Annotated in this window: 19 protein-coding genes; 8 read left to right on the forward strand and 11 right to left on the reverse strand. The window is 64.5% G+C overall.

The window, feature by feature from the left end; translation table 11 throughout:
• The first annotated feature begins 27 nt into the window (after positions 1-27).
• Genes Q0Q48_RS10875 through Q0Q48_RS10890 form a run of 4 tightly spaced genes read left to right on the forward strand, consistent with a single transcriptional unit; the run spans position 28 to position 2,491 of the window.
• Positions 28-780 (forward strand): SDR family oxidoreductase, encoded by a 753-nt coding sequence (locus Q0Q48_RS10875; RefSeq protein WP_295137331.1) that lies wholly within the window; start codon positions 28-30, stop codon positions 778-780.
• Between the two features lie 36 nt (positions 781-816).
• Positions 817-1,578: an SDR family oxidoreductase gene (locus Q0Q48_RS10880; protein WP_295137333.1), complete on the forward strand. Its 762-nt coding sequence runs from the start codon at positions 817-819 to the stop codon at positions 1,576-1,578.
• A gap of 14 nt (positions 1,579-1,592) precedes the next feature.
• A complete protein-coding gene (locus Q0Q48_RS10885) occupies positions 1,593-2,030 on the forward strand; it encodes a hypothetical protein (protein WP_295137335.1) in 438 nt (145 codons plus the stop codon).
• Positions 2,030-2,491, forward strand: coding sequence for a carboxymuconolactone decarboxylase family protein (locus Q0Q48_RS10890; RefSeq protein ID WP_295137337.1), 462 nt, complete (start codon positions 2,030-2,032; stop codon positions 2,489-2,491). Before Q0Q48_RS10885 ends, Q0Q48_RS10890 begins: the two co-directional genes overlap by 1 nt.
• A 92-nt stretch (positions 2,492-2,583) precedes the next feature.
• Here the strand turns inward: Q0Q48_RS10890 and Q0Q48_RS10895 are convergent, their stop codons facing one another.
• On the reverse strand, positions 2,584-3,057 hold the full coding sequence (locus Q0Q48_RS10895; RefSeq protein ID WP_295137339.1) for a hypothetical protein: 474 nt from the start codon (positions 3,055-3,057) through the stop codon (positions 2,584-2,586).
• Positions 3,058-3,963: 906 nt separating this feature from the next.
• Here Q0Q48_RS10895 and Q0Q48_RS10900 point away from each other — a divergent pair.
• Positions 3,964-5,184 carry an MFS transporter gene (locus Q0Q48_RS10900; RefSeq protein WP_295137341.1) on the forward strand — a complete coding sequence of 407 codons (1,221 nt, stop codon included), beginning with the start codon at positions 3,964-3,966 and terminating at the stop codon, positions 5,182-5,184.
• A 200-nt stretch (positions 5,185-5,384) separates the two neighbouring features.
• On the opposite strand, the gene ggt is transcribed toward Q0Q48_RS10900, so the two are convergent.
• The 3 genes from ggt to Q0Q48_RS10915 form a co-directional block, all read right to left on the reverse strand.
• Complete coding sequence (gene ggt, locus Q0Q48_RS10905; RefSeq protein ID WP_366915279.1) at positions 5,385-6,992, reverse strand: gamma-glutamyltransferase; 1,608 nt, start codon at positions 6,990-6,992, stop codon at positions 5,385-5,387.
• Between the two features lie 53 nt (positions 6,993-7,045).
• Positions 7,046-7,186: a hypothetical protein gene (locus Q0Q48_RS10910; protein WP_295137343.1), complete on the reverse strand. Its 141-nt coding sequence runs from the start codon at positions 7,184-7,186 to the stop codon at positions 7,046-7,048.
• A 263-nt stretch (positions 7,187-7,449) separates the two neighbouring features.
• Entirely contained in the window at positions 7,450-9,048 is a 1,599-nt protein-coding gene (locus tag Q0Q48_RS10915) for an aldehyde dehydrogenase (NADP(+)) (protein WP_295137345.1), read from the reverse strand.
• Positions 9,049-9,232: 184 nt separating this feature from the next.
• On the opposite strand from Q0Q48_RS10915, the gene Q0Q48_RS10920 reads away from it, so the two are divergent.
• On the forward strand, positions 9,233-10,045 hold the full coding sequence (locus Q0Q48_RS10920; protein ID WP_295137347.1) for an enoyl-CoA hydratase/isomerase family protein: 813 nt from the start codon (positions 9,233-9,235) through the stop codon (positions 10,043-10,045).
• 42 nt (positions 10,046-10,087) lie between these two features.
• Here the strand turns inward: Q0Q48_RS10920 and Q0Q48_RS10925 are convergent, their stop codons facing one another.
• From Q0Q48_RS10925 to Q0Q48_RS10945, 5 genes are all read right to left on the reverse strand, one after another.
• Positions 10,088-10,684 carry a hypothetical protein gene (locus tag Q0Q48_RS10925; protein ID WP_295137348.1) on the reverse strand — a complete coding sequence of 199 codons (597 nt, stop codon included), beginning with the start codon at positions 10,682-10,684 and terminating at the stop codon, positions 10,088-10,090.
• A gap of 3 nt (positions 10,685-10,687) precedes the next feature.
• Positions 10,688-10,918, reverse strand: a complete 231-nt coding sequence (locus Q0Q48_RS10930; RefSeq protein WP_295137350.1) for a hypothetical protein — start codon at positions 10,916-10,918, stop codon at positions 10,688-10,690.
• A gap of 32 nt (positions 10,919-10,950) precedes the next feature.
• Positions 10,951-11,370 carry an organic hydroperoxide resistance protein gene (locus Q0Q48_RS10935; RefSeq protein ID WP_295137352.1) on the reverse strand — a complete coding sequence of 140 codons (420 nt, stop codon included), beginning with the start codon at positions 11,368-11,370 and terminating at the stop codon, positions 10,951-10,953.
• Positions 11,371-11,526: 156 nt separating this feature from the next.
• The gene (locus tag Q0Q48_RS10940) at positions 11,527-12,399 is read right to left on the reverse strand and encodes an alpha/beta hydrolase (protein WP_295137354.1); all 873 of its coding nucleotides are present in this window, start codon (positions 12,397-12,399) and stop codon (positions 11,527-11,529) included.
• A 48-nt stretch (positions 12,400-12,447) separates the two neighbouring features.
• Positions 12,448-13,083, reverse strand: coding sequence for a cysteine hydrolase family protein (locus Q0Q48_RS10945; protein WP_295137356.1), 636 nt, complete (start codon positions 13,081-13,083; stop codon positions 12,448-12,450).
• A 104-nt stretch (positions 13,084-13,187) separates the two neighbouring features.
• On the opposite strand from Q0Q48_RS10945, the gene Q0Q48_RS10950 reads away from it, so the two are divergent.
• Positions 13,188-13,325, forward strand: coding sequence for a hypothetical protein (locus tag Q0Q48_RS10950; protein WP_295137358.1), 138 nt, complete (start codon positions 13,188-13,190; stop codon positions 13,323-13,325).
• 28 nt (positions 13,326-13,353) lie between these two features.
• Here Q0Q48_RS10950 and Q0Q48_RS10955 read toward each other — a convergent pair whose 3' ends face one another.
• Positions 13,354-13,899: a cytochrome P460 family protein gene (locus Q0Q48_RS10955; RefSeq protein ID WP_295137359.1), complete on the reverse strand. Its 546-nt coding sequence runs from the start codon at positions 13,897-13,899 to the stop codon at positions 13,354-13,356.
• Between the two features lie 246 nt (positions 13,900-14,145).
• Here Q0Q48_RS10955 and Q0Q48_RS10960 point away from each other — a divergent pair, with 246 nt between their 5' ends.
• A complete protein-coding gene (locus tag Q0Q48_RS10960; protein ID WP_295137361.1) occupies positions 14,146-14,925 on the forward strand; it encodes a LuxR C-terminal-related transcriptional regulator in 780 nt (259 codons plus the stop codon).
• Here Q0Q48_RS10960 and Q0Q48_RS10965 read toward each other — a convergent pair.
• Positions 14,835-17,750, reverse strand: a complete 2,916-nt coding sequence (locus tag Q0Q48_RS10965) for a winged helix-turn-helix domain-containing protein (protein WP_295137363.1) — start codon at positions 17,748-17,750, stop codon at positions 14,835-14,837. The two genes, Q0Q48_RS10960 and Q0Q48_RS10965, sit on opposite strands and share 91 nt — an antisense overlap.
• Positions 17,751-18,000 lie beyond the last annotated feature (250 nt).

An 18,000-nucleotide genomic window follows, 5' to 3' on the forward strand; every position in this document is an offset into this window, starting at 1 on the left:
CGAAATGCGAAAGCCGGAGGCGACCTCATGCCAACCTTGACCGACATGGTCGTGGTCATCACCGGCGGAAGCTCGGGCATTGGCCATGCTACGGCACTCGACTGTGCCCAACGAGGCGCCATGGTGCTCGTCACGGGTCGACGTCGCGCGCTCCTCGATGAGGCGGCCGCGTTGCATTCCAATATCGAGGGGCTGGTGGCCGACGTTGCGGTGCCCGAGGACGCCGAGCGGACGATTGCGGCGGCGATCGAGAAGTGGGGTCGGCTCGACGTCCTGGTCAACAATGCCGGTGCAGGCGCAATACTTCCCCTGGCCGACGCGACAGAAGCTGTCATTGCGAACATCTTCGCGGTGAATGTCGTCGGTCCCAGTCTCCTGACGGCTGCCGCGTTGCCCCACCTCGGAATGGCGAGGGGCGCGGTCATCAATGTCTCGAGCACCTTCGCCCAGAAGTCGGGGGCCGGTCTCTCGCACTACGCGGCGAGCAAGGCGGCGCTCGAGCACCTGACGCGTTGCTGGGCGCTCGAACTCGCGCCGCGAGGCATCCGCGTGAACGCCGTCGCGGCCGGCCCGACGGAGTCGGGCGCACTGACCGGGATGATGGGACTGTCGACCGAGCAAGCCGCGGCCGTCGAGGAGCAGGAGCGCCGGCAGATTCCGCTCGGACGACGTGGCCAGCCCGAAGACGTCGCGCGGTGGATCGTCCGGCTTGCCGATCCCGCCTCGGACTGGATCACCGGGCAGGTGATTGGCGTCGATGGCGGCCTCGCACTCACCTGAACCGCAAACGCATCAACACATCGAAGGGGAATCACCATGAAGATCGTCGTCATCGGCGGCACCGGCCTCATCGGCTCGAAGGTCGTCGACATCCTGAAGGGCAGGGGACACGAGACCATCGCCGCCGCCCCGAACACGGGTGTGAATACGATCACGGGCGAAGGCCTGGATGCGGCGCTCGCCGGTGCGCAGGTCGTGATCGACGTCGCGAACTCTCCGTCCTTCGAGGACAAGGCGGCTATGGAGTTTTTCCAGACCGCTGGAAAGAACCTGACAGCGGCCGAATTGAAGGCCGGCGTCCTGCATCACGTGGCGCTTTCCGTCGTCGGGACCGACCGTCTGCAGGCCAGTGGCTACTTCCGCGCCAAGCAGGCGCAGGAAAGCCTGATCAAGACTTCTCCTATCCCCTACACGCTGCTGCACGCGACCCAGTTCTTCGAATTCCTGCGCAGCATCGCGCAATCGGGGAGCAGCGCTGGCGACGTGCGGCTGCCGCATGCCCTGTTCCAGCCCATGGCTGCCCAGGATGTCGCCGCGGCGGTGGCCGAGGCTGCGCAGGCGGCGCCGGTCAACGGCATGATCGAGATCGCCGGGCCCAAGCCGTTCCCGATCGACGAGTTGGTCGGTCGCGTACTCGCGTTTGACAAGGATCCCCGCCGAATCGTCGCGGACCCCGGAGCCCTTTATTTCGGCGTGAAGGTCGACGATCGCTCGCTCATGCCCGGTCCGAAGGCGCAGCTCGGCAGTACCTCGTTCGACTGGTGGCTGACCCACGTTCCGCCGCCACCGAACAAGTGACAAGGAGTAGAAAGATGCTTCGGACAACCTGTCTCGGCGTTGCCGCCGTTATCGGTGTCGCCGCAGAGGCGAACGGAGTCTTCATGCTCTGGTCGCCCGAGGCCTGGTATCTGTCGGTACCGGGCGTGACGACCACGGGTCCGTTCAACCAGCACTTCGTCCGCGACATCGGTCTGATCTTCCTGTTCGTCGGGACAGCCTTTCTGAGCGGTGCCTTTCTGCCCCGGCACCGCGTCATCCTCTGGGCGACACCCACACTCTGGCTTTGCGGTCATGCCCTCTTCCACTTCTGGGAAGTCGCTGTCGGCATCTGCGGTCCATCGGCGCTCGCTCGGGATTTTCCCGCCGTCTCTTTCCCCGCGCTCATCGGAGTGGCCCTGACTTTCTGGGCCGTTCACGCAGGTCGTGCCGCCCCCGCCGCTCGTCTCAACCAACTGCAAGGAGAAGTCTGATGAAGCCCCGTATGAACATCTTCCAGGTCGCACCCGATGCCATCAAGGGCATGGTCGCGGTGGAAACCGCCATCGGCAAGAGTGGCCTAGAGCACGGCCTGCTCGAGCTCGTGAGGCTGCGTGCGTCGCAGATCAACGGCTGCGGCTACTGCATCTACATGCACGTGAAGGATGCCCTGAAGCAGGGCGAGGCGGACATCCGCCTTCACCTGGTGAGCGCCTGGCGGGAATCGCCCCTGTTTACCGCCCGGGAGCGCGCTGCGCTCATTTGGACCGAGACGCTGACCCGGGTCGCGGACACCGGAGCGCCTGACGACGACTACGAACAGCTCAAGGAGTACTTCAACGAGACGGAGATCGCCTATCTCACGGTGCTGATCGGCGCGATCAATGTCTGGAACCGGGTGCAGATTGGCCTGCGCGCGATCCACCCGGTCGAGGACATCAAGGCTGTAGCTTGAATCAACCAGGATGGATGCGGGGTGCGGCCTTCCGGCCGCACTTCATTGCCTTTTGCACTGACGAGCTCATAGCGCCGCGAGAATATCGGGCATCAGCCTCTCCTCCGAGTCAGCCCCCGTGGGTATCTCTTGCCATGGGCCTGGAGTTCGTCCCGGCAGGCCGCGCTGAAGGCGAAGAGAGGGTCGAGTTCACCAGCGGGCGCAATTTCGGCAAACAGGCGGACATCCTTGTTCGGCGCAAAATACGCCGCGCCGATCTGCGACATGACCTTCTCCGCTTCCCGCAGGGCCCCGGGCCCGCCGAACAGGCGAATGGTGCTTACGATCGCATAGAGGGACACGAGTTTCGCCGGGTCTTCCAGATCATGCTCGAAGGCATCGACGAACGAGCGCGAAGCTTCCTGAATGAACTCGCCATAGAGCGCTTCTCGGTGAGCGCGTTCCTGCGCCCGTCGCGCGGCACGCGCCTGTGAAGCCTGCGTGGTCCACGTAGTGGCAAAGGAGGCCAATGCCCCGATCGCGGATCCGGTCAACGCAGCCAGGGTGGAGATGTAGGCGGGATCCATCCGTGCTTCCTACCGGGGAGGTGCACGGCGGTCGATTGGTCGAAGGCATCGGCGACCCTGTCCCACGGTATCGGAGATACCGACACGTGTTTCGATACACGGAGCAGGTTCGCGGACGGGGCAGCCGAAGCCATCGTCTACTTGGGTTGTCGAACAGCCGAGCGGGGCGAAACCATGACGCGGTCATCGTCGCGTAGGTCGACGGCGGGATTGAGGATAATCCGGCCGCCCGGCTTTGCACCTCTCGCGCTTCGATCTCGGTTGGTAGTGGGGCCAGTCGACCGCTAACCAGTCTCAGGTCAAATTCCCTGCTAACAGGGAAAACAACTGGGAAATTCCAATCGGCCCGGCGAGCGAGGCGCGAAAAGTCCTCATCTGGCAGCGATTTCCGGCCTCGGGTCGCTGTAACCTGGCCGATCGGAACAGGGAAATTTTGGCGCGATAACAGGGAAATTTGCCGACCTGAACAGGGAAGTAGTGCCAGACTATTTGTTGCGCCAGACGTACCGCGCTCGTGGTGGATCGAGCACGATGAGGTATGTCGGCCCTTCGACAGTCCCCGCAGCAAGGCATACGGGCCAGCGGGATGAGGTGGAAGGAAATCTGCTGGAAGTTCGGCCTGGCACGTGCCACCGCGCATGAGCACCGGCTTACGTGCATTGCGTCATTGCGCGACAGCTGAACGGCTGGCGCGCTGAAGCACATCGGCAGGCGTCGGTTGATCGAGCGGGTCCGCTTTGGAGCCGTCAGTTCCTACGTAGGGGTCGGACTTCCGAAAAGTGTCGCATGAGTTGGGTGCGTGACGGGGATGTTCAAGGTTACGCCCAATTGCCGGAAAGCCTGGTAGCGGTTCCAGTGTCAGGACAGGAGACTTTGGCGCGGCCTTGCGCGACAGTCTGCGCCGGCATGGGCGAGACCAACAAGAACACGGCGAGTTCATTCCGGCAGGTGCTGCGGACCAGCCCGATGGATTTCTGGCGCCTGTGGTACGTCGGGTTCGTCGTCACCACCGTGCGCTGGCTGGAAACGGTCGCCATGGGCATCGTCGTCTATCAGCAGACCGGCTCCGCCCTGGTCGTCGCCATGATCACCATGCTCCGCATGGTCCCGATGGGCCTGTTCGGCGCCTTCCTCGGGGCCTTCGCCGAACGGTTCGACCGCCGCCTGACCCTGGCCGGCATCGTCGGCCTCATGATGGTCACCTCGGCCCTGCTCTCCGTCGTCGCTTTCAGGGGAGCCCTGGAAGTCTGGCACCTCGCCGTCGCCAGTTTCATTAACGGCTGCGGCTGGGCCACCGACAATCCGCTCCGGCGCGTGATGATGGGCGAAGTCATGGGCCGCGATCGCATGGCCATCGCCATGGCGCTCGATGTCGGCGCCGGCAATGTCAGTCGCATGGTAGGGCCCGCTGTCGGCGGCCTGCTGCTGGCGGGCGTCGGCATCGAAGGCGCCTTCCTGCTGGGCGTGACAATGTACGCGTCGGCCGTCGCCGCCACTTTGATGGTGCAGAGCCACATCCCGTCCTCGCCCGGTGCGGGGGCCGTGCTCGCCCGCACCTGGGAGGGCGTGACGCTCATCTTTTCCGACCGCCGTCTCGGTGCGATCATGGCGGTCACCGTCATCTACAATGTCTTCGCCTGGCCCTTCACCAGTATGATCCCTGTGATCGGCACAGACCGGCTGCTGCTCGGCCCCGAAGGCGTTGGCCTGCTCACCAGCATCGACGGCGTCGGCGCCTTCGCCGGCTGCTTGCTGCTGGCGCTGTGGCTGACGCCGGGCTGGCATGCCCGCGCGTATGTCGGCGGCACGGCCGCCTACCTGGTCGGGCTGATCGGTTTTGCGGCGGCGCCCACGCCGCTGCTGGCGGGTTTGGCGCTGCTGGTGACCGGCCTCGCCGGCGCCACCTTCGCCACCCTGCAGGCCACGCTCGTCTATCTCGCGGCGCCGATGGAAATGCGCTCGCGCATCCTGGGTGTGCTCTCGGTCTGCATCGGCACCGGCCCGATCGGCTTCGTCTGGCTGGGCTGGCTCGCCGATCTCATCGGAGCGCCCGAGGCCACGGCGATCACCGGCTTGATGGGCCTGCTGGCGCTCGTCGCAACCTGGCCGCTTTGGCGGAGGATTTGAGAAGGATTTTCGTCAGATCGCGATGGCCACCTTGAGTACGCCGCCGCGCTGATGAGAATACAGCTCTCCCCGCTCTGCATCATCGGGTGGCGGCTGAATGGCAGCTAAGCGGTAAAGCACATTGGCAGGCGTCGGCTGGTTGCGCGGGCCCGATGCTAGCTGCTCCCAACGGTGTCGCTGCGGGACGCTGACACAGCCAGCTAATACCCGATCGCAGCGCCATCGCTGCGCGGATCCGAGCCGCCGACGCGCAGGCCGCTGACCGGGTCCACGGTGATGCCGTGGGCGTGGCCCGCGAGTTCGTTCCAGGCGCCCCAGCGATTGACCATATGGCCGCGTCGTTCGAGCTCGGCAATGGTCTCGGCCGGAATGCGTCCCTCAAGGTGCAGCGTATCGCGTGGCTCGCCGATCGCGAAGCGGCCGGACAGGAATCGTGGTGTCTCAAGCGCCTCCTGGATGTCGCGACCGTGGTCGATCAGGGCGAGATAGGTTTGCAGATGGATCTGAGGCTGGCCGTCGGCGCCCATGCAGCCCACCACAGCCCACAGCCTGTCGTCGCGGAACGCCATCGAGGCGATCAGCGTGTGCAATGGCGTCTTGCCGGGCTCGACCCGGTTGGGGCTCTTGGGATCGAGCGAGAAATAGGCCGAGCGATTCTGCAAGACGATTCCGGTGCGACCCGCCACGACCGCGGCGCCGAAGCCGCCATAAAGGGAATGGATCATCGACACCGCATTGCCCTCTGCGTCGACCACGGCGATATAGACCGTGTCACCGGCCAGGCTGCCGTAGGAGGGGATCTTGTCCCACGGCAAGGCTCGGGCCGGATCCATCAGAGCGCGCCGCTCGTCGGCATATTTCTTCGATATCAGGCGCTCCATCGGGACAGACACGAAGCGTGGATCGGCGAGATGGCGGTCGCGGTCGTGATAGGCAAGCTGCTTGGCCTGGACCATCAAATGCACATAGTCGGGGCCCAGAAAGGGATTTTTATGCATCTCCATTGGCTCAAGCAGGTTCAGCATCTCCAGCACGGCGAAGCCCTGCGTGGGCGCCGGCGTTTCGTAGATCGTGACGTCGCGGTAGCTGCCTTTGAGCGGTTCGCCCCAGTGCGCCTTCTGCGTCTTCAGGTCGTCCAGAGTAAAGAAGCCGTCGTTGGCTCTCGACCAACGCGCCAATTCGCCCGCTACTTCACCCTCATAGAAGCCGTGCCAGCCGTCACTGGCGATCGCCTCCAGGGTCCTCGCGAGATCGGGGTTGGTGAGAATCGCACCGTCCTTCAGGAAGATGGCCGCCGCTTCGGGGCTTTTTGCCAATTCATCGCGCGCCAGTTCGCGCCAGTAGGCGAGCCGCGCCGTCACCGGGAAGCCATTGCGAGCGTAGCCGATGGCGCTCTCCAGGCAGCGCTTCAAAGGCAAGCGACCATAGGCAGCGTGAGCCATGCCCCAGCTTGCGACCGCGCCTGGAACAGTGAGGGTGCCGGGCAGTACGCCACGATAGGGTATCTCGGCTAGGCCGCGCCGGGCGAAGGCTTCGATCGTGCCGGCCGCGGTAGCGCGTCCGCCGCCGTCGATATAGCGTACGGCACCGGTCTTGGCTTCATGGACAAGCAAGAACGCGTCACCGCCCACGCCCGTCATATGCGGATAGAGCACCGAAAGCGCGGCGCTGGTGGCGATGGCGGCATCGACCGCCGATCCGCCTGATCTCAACACATCGACGCCGGCCTGTGACGCCAGTGAATGCGGGGATGTAACCATACCGTTGGGCGCGAGGGTGGCCGGACGGCCGGTGCATATATCAACCATGAAGATTTCTTAGCCGACTGGTCTGATCCCCCGCAACGGTACCAATCTGGGAGTTAGCCGATCTGCGACATGACCTTCTGAGCTTCGCGCAGAGCCCTTGGTCCGCCGAAAAGGCGAATGGTGCGCACGATCGCATAGAGGGACACGAGTTTCGCCGGGTCTTCCAGTTCATGCTCGAAGGCATCGACGAACAACCGCGAAGCTTCCTGAGTGAACTCGTCATAGAGCGCTTCTCGGTGAGCGCGCTCCTACGCCCGTTGACGGCACGCGCCTGTAAAGCCTGTGTGGTCCATGTGGTAGCAAAGGAGGGCAATGCGCCGATCGCGGATCCGGTCAACGCAGCCAAGGTGGAGATATAGGCGGGATCCATCCGTGCGTCCTACCAGGGAGGCACTCGGCAGTCGCTTGGTCGAAGGCATCGACGACCCTGTCCGAAAGTATCGGACGTTGCGGTCTCTCAACGGACCGCCTCGCGCTTCTGGCGGACCGTCTCGAAGCGGTCATCGCGCAGGCGCGTCAGCCCGTACGGGTTCTCGTCCCTTAGAGCCGGCGGCAACAGTACGGCCGGAACGTTCTGATAGGACACGGGCCGCAGGAAGCGGTCGATCGCGGAACTGCCCACCGATGTGAAGCGGCTGTCGCTTGTTGCCGGAAACGGGCCGCCGTGATTGGTGGCTGAGGTGAACTCGACCGCGGCATTGGAGAAGCCGTTCGCGATGATGCGGCCAGCCTTGCGTTCCAGGACCGGCATCAGCGCCTTCGCCAAAGCGGCATCCTCAGCATCCATTTGAAGCGTCATCGTGAGTTGGCCGGGCAGGCGCTCCGCGATCCGGACCATGTCACTGAACTGGCTGCATCGGACCAACAAGGCGGCTGGGCCGAACATCTCCTCCGCCAGCGTGAGGTCGGCCAGCAGGGCGTCGGCATTGATCTCGAACAGGAGCGCCTGGCCGTCATTCTTCCCGGTGGGCGGCCCACCGGAGGCAATGACCGGGGCGGCCGCGCGTTGTCGCTCGGTGCGCCGCCCATAGGCGTCGTGAATGCCGGGACTGAGCATGGTGGCTGCCGGCTTGGCCGACACCGCGTCCTGTAGTGCGGAGCGCATGGCCCCGAAGCCGTTTCCCTCGAGGGCGATGAGCACGCCGGGCTTGAGGCACATCTGGCCGACACCCGCAGCCACCTGTTCGGCGAAGCGGACTGCAAGCGCTTCGCCCCGGGTCGCTACCACGTGCGGCAACACAAAGTTGGGATTGACGCTCGTCATCTCGGAGAAGACGGGGATCGGTTCGGGGCGCTGCTGTCCCCGGCGGACCAGCGCCATGCCGCCGGCCTGCGAGCCGGTGAAGGCCACCGCCTTGATGGCGGGATTATCGACGAGCGCTTCGGCAGCCGCGTTACCGGCTCCGACGATGAGGGAGAACACGCCTTCGTGCATGCCGAAGTCGGCGACGGCTTTCTGGAGGGCGCGCCCCACAAGTTCGGACGTGCCGAGATGCGAGAAATGCGCCTTCACGATTACCGGACAGCCGGCCGCAAGGGCCGACGCGGTATCGCCGCCTGCCACCGAGTAGAGCAGGGGAAAATTGCTTGCACCGAAAACCGCAACCGGTCCCAACGCAACTTTATGTAGTCGCATGTCCGGGCTTGGCACGGCTTTCCTCGAGTCGGCGGAGACGATCGTCGCGCGGCGCCACAGGCCTGAGCGCACGACCGAGGCGAAATGGCGAACCTGCGCGGCGGTTCGTGCCTGTTCGCCCTGGATCCGTGCCCTGGGAAGCCCGGTCTCCGCCATGGTCCTTTCGACCAACTCGTCGCCCAGTTCCAGGAGATTGGCGGCGATCGCCTCGAGAAACGTTGCCCTGAGTTCCGGATCGGTTCGACTGTAGGAGTCGTATGCGGTGTCGGCCAGGCGGCAGGCTCGATTTACGTCGGCTGCGGTGGCACCGCCAAAGGAAGGCTCGATAGGCGCGCCGAGCGCGGGATCGAAGGCGTTGAGCGAGGGGGCGGCGCCATGAAGCGCCGACTGTCCGATCAACATGGTTCCCTGAACGGGCATGGTGCAGCTCCACGATAGGAATGTGAGGGGCGGTCTCCGGCTCGGAGGTCGCTTGCCGAGTCGAAAGTGAAGGGGTGGGGAGTGCGCCGGTATTGCACCTAGGTGTCGTCGATACCTTCGTGCCATCGAATCTCCTGCCATCGATCGGCACGTCATTGCTCGCAACAGCCAGTGAGGAGGCAGCATGGCGCAGCTCAGGATCGAACGAGACAACCCGGCCCTCTGGATCGCGACATTCGAAAATCCGCCGATAAACCTCATCGACCCCGACACGATCGTCGAGCTGCAAGCGCTGCTGGCGGAGCTGGAGACCGATGCCGTTGTGAAGGTCATCGTCTTTCGCAGCGCCGATCACGACTTCTTCCTCGCTCATTGGGATGTCCTGGCCGACAAGAGGCGGACGGCGGAGATGCCACCGGGGCCGTCAGGCCTCCATCCGTGGCTGGATGTCCTCGTCCGAATCTCCCGCGCACCCGTCGTCTCGATCGCCGAGATCCGGGGGCGCGCGCGGGGAGCGGGCAGCGAGTTCGCGTTGGCCTGCGACATGCGCTTCGCCAGCCTCGAGCGCGCGATCCTCGGCCAGTTCGAGGTCGGCGTCGGCGCCGTGCCCGGCGGCAATCCTATGGTACGGCTCGCCGGCCTGATGGGACGCGGGCGCGCGATGGAGGTCGTGCTGGGCGCGGACGACTTTTCGGGCGCCGTCGCGGAGCGCTATGGATACGTCAATCGTGCCCTGCCCGATGCTGAGCTGTCTGCGTTCGTAGATGGCCTCGCCCAACGCCTGGCCGGCTTCGAGAAGCATGGGATCGTCCACGCCAAGTCGCTGCTCGACCTAGCATCGCTACCGCCAGATGCAGCCTTTCCGCCGGCCCTGGCGGCCTTCTTCCAGTCGGTCGCCCGTCCCGGCGCGCAGGCGCGCATGGCAAGGTTGCTGGCCCAAGGTCTTCAGCGGCGAACCGCCATCGAGCTCTCCCTCGGGAAAGCAGTGGCCGAGTGACAGGGGGCGACCGGTCGCCTGGGGCCAGATCCGTTTCGCGGCTCAACGTGCTCTGGCCGGGCCGGAAGCCAGGGTGTCGTTCGGCGTACCGCAACGACGCAGTACGGCGATGGCCGCGCCGCCGATGCCCGCCTGGAGGTCGGCGGTGATCTCGAACGCCGGCGTCGTGCGGGAGGAGGGAGAGGCCTCCATCGTGTGCAGCCTCATCGTGAAGTGCCTCCCGTTCTGCAACGAGGTCACAAGCGACGCCGACAGGACCGGCACAGCCCCGTCGGCGGCGTTCGCCACCACCACGAAATCATCGGCGAACAGAAGCCGAGCGGCGTATCGCCTTCCGTCGATGTCGATAACGACATCGGGGGCCAACTCGACGGGACTCGACTGCGCCGACCGGAAAGGACCGGGTTCCGGAGGATAGAGTCTTAGCTGCAAGCCGCTCTTCCGTTCAGTCGGCTCGCACGACAACACCATGACGTCGACGTCGAGGTCGGTGATCGCGGGTTCGATGAAAGCATAGGTCGGCGAATCGACGTCGCGTTCGAGTTGCCAGCCCCGACCCAGTTCATCAGCGCTGGCGTGGCCTGCGGAGAGGCAAGACAGGGCGGCCAACAGCGCGACGACGGGGAAGACCGGGCGCATGGATCAGCGCAAGCCGGTCGGCTTGTCTGGCGTGGGCTGCAGGAACGAAACCGCGTCGCTTCCGGGGAAACTGTCGGACAGGGCGGAGTCGAGCTTGCGATCCATCGTCTCGGCGGGCGTTTCGCCAGTGGCAGCGGGCTTGTCGCGGCTGGTATGATCGCGCCGCTGCTTCGGCGCGCGCAGCCTCCTCTCTCGGTCGCGAATCTCGGTCCGGAGTCTTTCAGCCTCGGTCATCGATGGCCTCCTGAATGGTCGATGCTGTCGAGCTAGACGATCGTCGTAGCGATGCCGATTTTGCCCTTCAATGCCTTCGAGTACGGGCAGACCTCGTGGGCGCCATCCACCAACTCCTGCGCAAGCTTGCGATCGATGTCCGGCAGGCTGACGTTGAGGCGCGCGCCTAGCGAGTAGCCGTCGCTCCCCAGGTTGAGGTCGATCTCGGCGTCGATCGCGAGATGCTCGATCCGCACCTTCTTCTCGCGGGCCACCAGCATGACGGCGCCCTCAAAACAGGCAGACCAGCCGGCGGCCATAAGCTGCTCGGGGTTGGTTCCGGTGCCTGGACCATCCGGCACTGAGAGCCTGATGTCGAGGCGACCGTCGCTGCTGCGCGCCTCGCCCTTGTCGCGGCCGCCGACGGTGTGGACCTTCGCTGTGTAGACGGTCTTCGTGGTGGACTGGGTCATCGGATGCTCCTTGAAGGCTGGTGATCGAGCCGGTCACGCCCTGCCCTTTGAAGACTGGGGCATCGCCGGAGCGTGATCCATTATGCGAAGGTATGGACCGGCTCCTTACTTGGTGTGAGAGGAGTAAGAGGCGAAGCGCGGCCTCCTGGTCGGCCCTCAACGTCGGTGGTGCGCCAGCGTGCGCCCGAGGAAACCGAGCATCAGTGCGCCGATTTCCGCCGCATGCGTCTCCAGGGCAAAGTGGCCGGCATCGACGAAGCGGATCTCGGCGTCGGGCACGTCGGTGCGAAAGGCGAGCGCCCCCGCCGGTATGAAGTGTGCGTCGTTGCGGCCCCACACCGCCAGCAGAGGCGGCCGATGCTCGCGGAAGTAGGCCTGGAAGGCCGGATAGAGTGCCACGTTGCTGCGATAGTCGAGGATCAGGTCGAGCTGGATCTCCGACCGGCCGGGACGGGCCATGTAGGCGATATCGAGCGTGTAACCGTCGGGAGATACGCCCGTCCGGTCGGAACCGTCGAAGTACTGCCAGTTCCGGATCATGTCCGGGCTCAGGGACAAGCGGCAGGCTTCGCGATGCGCAGCGGTCGGCTCGCGCCAGTATGCCTGCCAGAGGCCCCACGAGTTGCCGAACCCTTCGAGATAGGCGTTGCCGTTCTGGCTGATGAGGGCCGTCACGCGTTCGGGGTGTCTTGACGCGACCCGCAGGCCGACCGGTGCGCCGTAGTCGAAGATGTACAGGGCGTAGCGATCGAGCTCCAGCGCCTCCAGGAAGCGATCGATCACGCCGGCCAGATTGTCGAACGTGTAGTCGAACTGGCCGCGCGGAGGCGCCGAAGTGTTGCCGAAGCCGGGCAGGTCGGGCGCGATGACGCGATAGTCGCGCGCCAGAATGGGGATCAGATCGCGAAACGTGTGGCTCGCGGTCGGGAACCCGTGAAGCAGGACGACGACCGGCCCATCGAGAGGGCCGGCTTCCCGATAGAAGATCTCGACGTCGCCGATCTGCCGGGTGCGATACGCGGTGCTCATGGATCGAACCTCATGACGGCCACTGCCTTTGGGGAGGTAGGGCGTCCGCTAGGCGCGACTGAAAGCGGCGACGAGCTCGTCGGTCGTCAGGATCGCGTGGGCGAAGCTCGGGCCGTTGATCTCATGGGCCGCGTGCATGGCTTCCTGGCTGTAGGCCGCGGTTGCATCGCGCACCAGGGTGACGTGGTAGCCGAGCTCGGTGCCGAAGCGGCCGGTGCATTCGACGCAGGTATTGGCGATCATGCCGATCACTACAATGCGCTCTATGGCGAACTGCTTCAGCATGTAGTCGAGGTCCGTGTTGGCGAAGCCGCTCGAATTCCAATGCTCCTTGATCAGGATGTCGCCGGGCTGGATCTGGAAATCGTCGTGGAATGTTCCGCCCCAGGTGCCCTTGGCAAAGCCTTGGCGCTTGGCCGTGCGAAGCTGCGTGTGTGTGGGATGCCGAAACCCTTCGTAGTCGCCAAGCTGCCAACGGCGATGCGGCACGAAGAAGATCCTGATGCCGGCCTTCCGGGCAGCAGCAACGACCGCACGCAGATGATCGAGCAGCCGGACTTCCTCGGCCACCTTCTGGGCCATGGGCCAGTACTTGCCACCCTCCGACAGGAAATCGTTGTAGGGATCCACCAGCAGCACTGCGGTCGATGCCGGCGGATAGGTGTTCGCGGTCTCCTGGGTCATGATCCGGCTTTCTTCGTGAAAAGTTGGCACCAGCCATCAGGGCTGATCTCGCCCTGTACGAACCTGCAGCTCTGCGGCGGCTGGAAGTGAAGGCAGCTCACGCAATGCTGACCGCCCTTGGCCGTGCCCTGGTACCGCGCATCGGCCTGGCTGAGTTTCTGGAACGCGAGGCCGGGGCGGTCGACACCCGCAACCACAATCGACAGGCCGATCGATGCGTTGCCGAGAAGGGTACGCCGTGAGAGTCGGTGCTTTGTCATGGCCGAACCTTCAGCGCCGGCCGTATGCGGTGAACACCGAGTCTTTGGCCTCCACGAGCTTGTGGCAGGCAGCGCCGCAATCAGAGCCACGCCCGTCGGGTTGGAAGGAGCCCGAGGTCGCGTCGTAGTTGAACTGGGCGTAACCCCAGCCCGCCGTCGCGGCGAAGCGCCGGCTGTCCTTCACCATGAAGTCGATGAATTGGAGTGGTCCCGCGACCTGCGCCGGAGTGGGCGAGTCCGGGTTCTGGACCGACTTCCACATGATCTTCGCCATCCGGGCACCATCGGGAAAGGCGCGGCCATTGGCCGGCGCACCCGCCCGGTAGGCGTCGATCATGGCGCGGTCGCCAACGACGACCTTGAGCAGGTCATCGACTTGGCTGACCGAGATGACCTGCCAGTCCTCGTATCCCCTGAACTCGTCGAACCGCAGACCATCCGGAACCTGCAGGCTGTATTTCTGTGCCCCTGTGTCCTGTGCGATGGGGCTGCGGCCTTCAAAGACGAGCAGCCCGACCGCGGTGATCGACAAGGTCAGCGCCAGCAACTTCTTCATGGCCCGCTCCCGTTGTGGTGTTGGTGGGCAAAAGATGTGGCGGCGACGAGTGGCGGGCTATTGCACGAAGGTATTGCAGCGGAGGGGGCCGCTCGATTTAACAACTTTTGACGACGATTGATTCGCTGTTCGGCCTCGGGAGACGCAGGCTGCGCAGACACCGTGCAAGAGCCACGGTCCCGGCCCGTCGTGGTTACCGGGGTTCGGGATGGCCGGGAGACGGTGCTGCGCAACCCAGGAGTACCCATGATGCGACTCTCGTCCTATCCGGCGTCCAGTGCGGGCCGCCCCTCGGCCATGGCGGGCAATATCCGTTCCGTCGCGCCGTGCATCGTCTTCATTGTCGCAAAGGACACCTCCGCCCGCCGGGGCATGGCCGCCGCGCTCGACGACATGGGTTGGCAGGTTCGGGAGATTGCCTCTGCCGAAGCCCTGCTTTTGGAGCCGGAATGCAGCGTCCCAAGTTGCCTCGTGCTCTACGAGCTGGCCATGCCGCGGCATCTCGCGGACGAGCGCGCGGAAACGCCGGTCATCTGCGTCACCGGTCACGCGGACGTCCTGGGCACGGTTCAAGCCATGCGGGCCGGCGCCGTCGACGTCCTGGCCAAGCCCCTCCGCCAGGACGCGCTGATCGCGTCGGTCGAGTTGGCCCTGGAACGGAGCAAGGACCTGCTGGTGCGGCGCAGGGAGGAAAAGACCTTGCAAGGCTGCTACGCCCTGCTCAGCCAACGGGAACGTCAGGTCATGTCGCTGGTCGTATCCGGCCTCTTGAACAAGCAGATTGGCGGCGAACTGGGGATCAGTGAAATCACGGTTAAGGCGCATCGTGGCAAAGTGATGCGCAAGATGAACGTCCGAACCCTTGTGGCTCTCGTGGACTGCGCCCGCAGGCTTAAGCTAGAGCCGTACACGGGCCAGGGCCGCGTGAAACAGGTTCAGCCGGCGTCGCCCACCTCGAGTTCCTCGATCAGCGCCTTGGCCTGGCGCAGGTCGAACGTTTCGAATCCTTCGATGAACCGGCCGTAGATCGGTGAGAGAAGCGCACGAGCCTGGCGCTGAAGTCCGGCGCGATGGTACCGACGGCACAGGCTGAGAGCCGTCCGCAATTCCCACGACTGGGCTTCCTGTCGACGGGCCCAGTCGAGCGATTCCAGGAACAGTTCCTCGGCGGCGCGCTCCTCCGTCGGACCGCCCTTGGCCTGGAGAAGTTCACCTTTGATCCGCAGGACCTCGGGGATGCACCAGTATTCCTCGTCCCGCCGGCACATGCCGAGAGCCTTCTCGATCACATCGAGACCCTCATCGATTCGGCCCGCGATACGCAAGCCGTCGGCATACTCGGCGAACACCCAGGTGTGCCGAAGTGAGAAGCGGTTCTCGGGCAAACCAGCCAGGGTCACTTTCAGCAGGTCGAGACCTTCGGTGATGTTGCCCTGCTTGACGAGCAGGATTCCCTGAAAGCACTTGCCCCAGGCATGCCAGATCGGCAGGCCATCGCGCGCCGAGCGCTTCAGCAGCAGGTCGATATACTGCTGGGCGCCGTGCAGGTCGCTTGCCAGCAACGACAGCAGACAGGCTCCCTTGGCCAGTGAATTGCAAAGCGTCATTGTGTGGTCGAAGGCCTGGGCCTCCTCGACATTCGTCGCGTTCATGGCCAAGGCCTGGCTGGCATAGCCCTGCAACCACAGAATCGAAACCAGGAAATTACGCGCCGTTATCTTCTGGTCGAACTGGAAGCGGATGATGTGGGCGCGATGAACGGGCGCAACATAATTGTCGAGCATGTACTCGATCTTCCTGCGGGCCGTACGCTGGTCGCCGAGAAAGTGGATCGTGAAGCCGCGCATGCGTTCCCCCGTCAGGGGATCAACAGGATCGCGTGACTCTTTGGAGACTTCGCAGAACCGGTCGGCGAGCGCGAGGGCTTCGCGAAAGGCGCCGCAATTGTGGGCGAGGCACCATTGGCACCAGAGGACACGCAGCTTGTAGTCGGTATCGTTGAGATCCTCGGCAATCCTCAGCGCTTCGTTCAGCGCAGTCTCGATTTCCGGGCCGGACGCCTCGATGTTCAGGAGCACCGCCCCCAGCGCGTGCTGAAACTGGAGTTCCAGGCGTGGATTGCGCGCGGCGCGCGAAGTCAGCACCGACAAGGATTGTGCGACGCGCGACCGGCATTCGTTCATGAGCGACAGGTGCATCCAGAGCGGCAATGCGGCCTCGGTAAGCGCCACCCCAAGCATTGGATCACCTTCCGCGGAGAATGCCCAGTCGAGGGCCCCTCGCACGTTGTCGATCTGGCGCGCATAAGTCGAGAGCCAGTCCCTTAGCTCCATGGTCTCCGCGTCGCCGCCGGCGCGCACCAGAACCACCCGATAGTGCTCGGCGTGGGAACGGGCTGCCGCCGCGAAGTCGCCGCTTACGACGAGCTTCTCCATCGCATAGGCTCGCGTGGTGTCGAGCAGGCGATAGATCGGCGTTCGTTCATTGGATTTCACCGAGATGAGTGACTTGGCGACCAGGTCGGCCAGGGCACGGACAACATCCGAGGCCATGTCGTTGTGCCCGATGGCGACGGCCTGGGCGGCCTCGAGCGTGAAACCGCCGACGAATATGGCGAGCCTTCGCAGTACGGCCTGCTCCGTGGCATCCAGGTACTGGTAGCTCCAGTCGAGTGCGGCGGTCAGCGTGCGATGCCGGGGAAGCGCCGTGCCCCGGCCCTGCATCAGAAGCCTGAAGCGATCGTCCAGTTGGGTGGCGAGCTCATGCAAGCCGAAGGTGTGCACGCGGCTTGCGGCCAATTCGATGGCGAGCGCCATACCGTCGAGCTTGCGGCAGATATTCGAGACGATCGGTATGGTTTCATCGGTGACTTCGAAGGACTCGGCGCTCGACAAGGCGCGTTCGATGAAGAGCTCGACGGCCGGGAATGCCATCGCTTGGTGGGCGGTCAGCACGGCGGTCTCGGGAGGTGTTTCCAGCGGATCGAGGGTCAGGACACTCTCCCCTTCGGCTCGCAGCGGTTCGCGGCTTGTGGCGAGGACGCGCGTCTCGCTGGTTCCGCGCAGGATCGCTTCTGCAAGCGCCGCGGCCGTCCCCAAGACGTGCTCGCAACTATCGAAGATGAGCAGCAGCCGGCGGTCGCGCAGGAAAGTGATCAGTTCCGAAATCGGATCGTCCGCGACCACCGCCAGGCCGAGCGCTGAGGCCACGACGCTCGACAGCATGATCGAGCTCGAAACGGGGGCGAGATCGATGAAGACGACGCCGTCGGGATAGAGGTCAGCGATTCCGTCGGCAAGACTCAGCGCGACCGTGGTCTTGCCGATTCCCCCGGGACCGACGATCGTAATCAGCCTGCGACGCTGCAGGCGCCTGCTCAGCTCGGCAACGACACCGGCTCGGCCGATGACCCGCGTGACCGGCTTGGGGAGCTGCAGCATCCGTTCGACCGCTACCGACGCGACTTCGATCGTCGGCGCTACCGTCGCCCCCGATTGCGTGACGGGGGCCACGAAGCGATAACCGCGGCCTGGGACAGAGATAATGTACCGGGCATTCTCCCGGCCGTCGTTCAGTGCCTTGCGAAGGGCCGCGATCTGCGAACGAAGATTTCCTTCTTCGACAACGATCCTGGGCCACACGCGCGTCAGGAGTTCGTCCTTCGTCAGCAACTCGCCGGGGCGTTCGGTCAATGCGATCAGGATTTCGAGGGCACGGCTCCCGAGGCGCACTTCCTCCGTCCCGCGCAGCAGGAGCTGACGCTCCGGCTGCAGCCGAAAGGGTCCGAAGGTGATCTCGCGCGCTTTATGCTGGCTCGAGACGTCGGGCGGCGCACTCGCTGGCAAATCCACGATCCATGCTGAAGTCACTGATTATCAACCGCGCGCGCCCTGCGATAAAGTACGCCTTTTGTTTGGATTTTCTCCAGGGAGCTACGGGCCTTGCCGTCCCTGCCGTGTGGCACAGAGACACTGGAAACACCGCCCTGGGTACGAAATCCAACAGACCGGGCTGGACTGTAGTCCATCCGTCTCAGGTCGAACGTTGAACGAAGGTGTCGTCGACACCATGGTCCAATCGACTTGGGCGGCGATCGATTTC

Source organism: uncultured Reyranella sp. (assembly GCF_945957355.1).
GTDB lineage: Bacteria > Pseudomonadota > Alphaproteobacteria > Reyranellales > Reyranellaceae > Reyranella.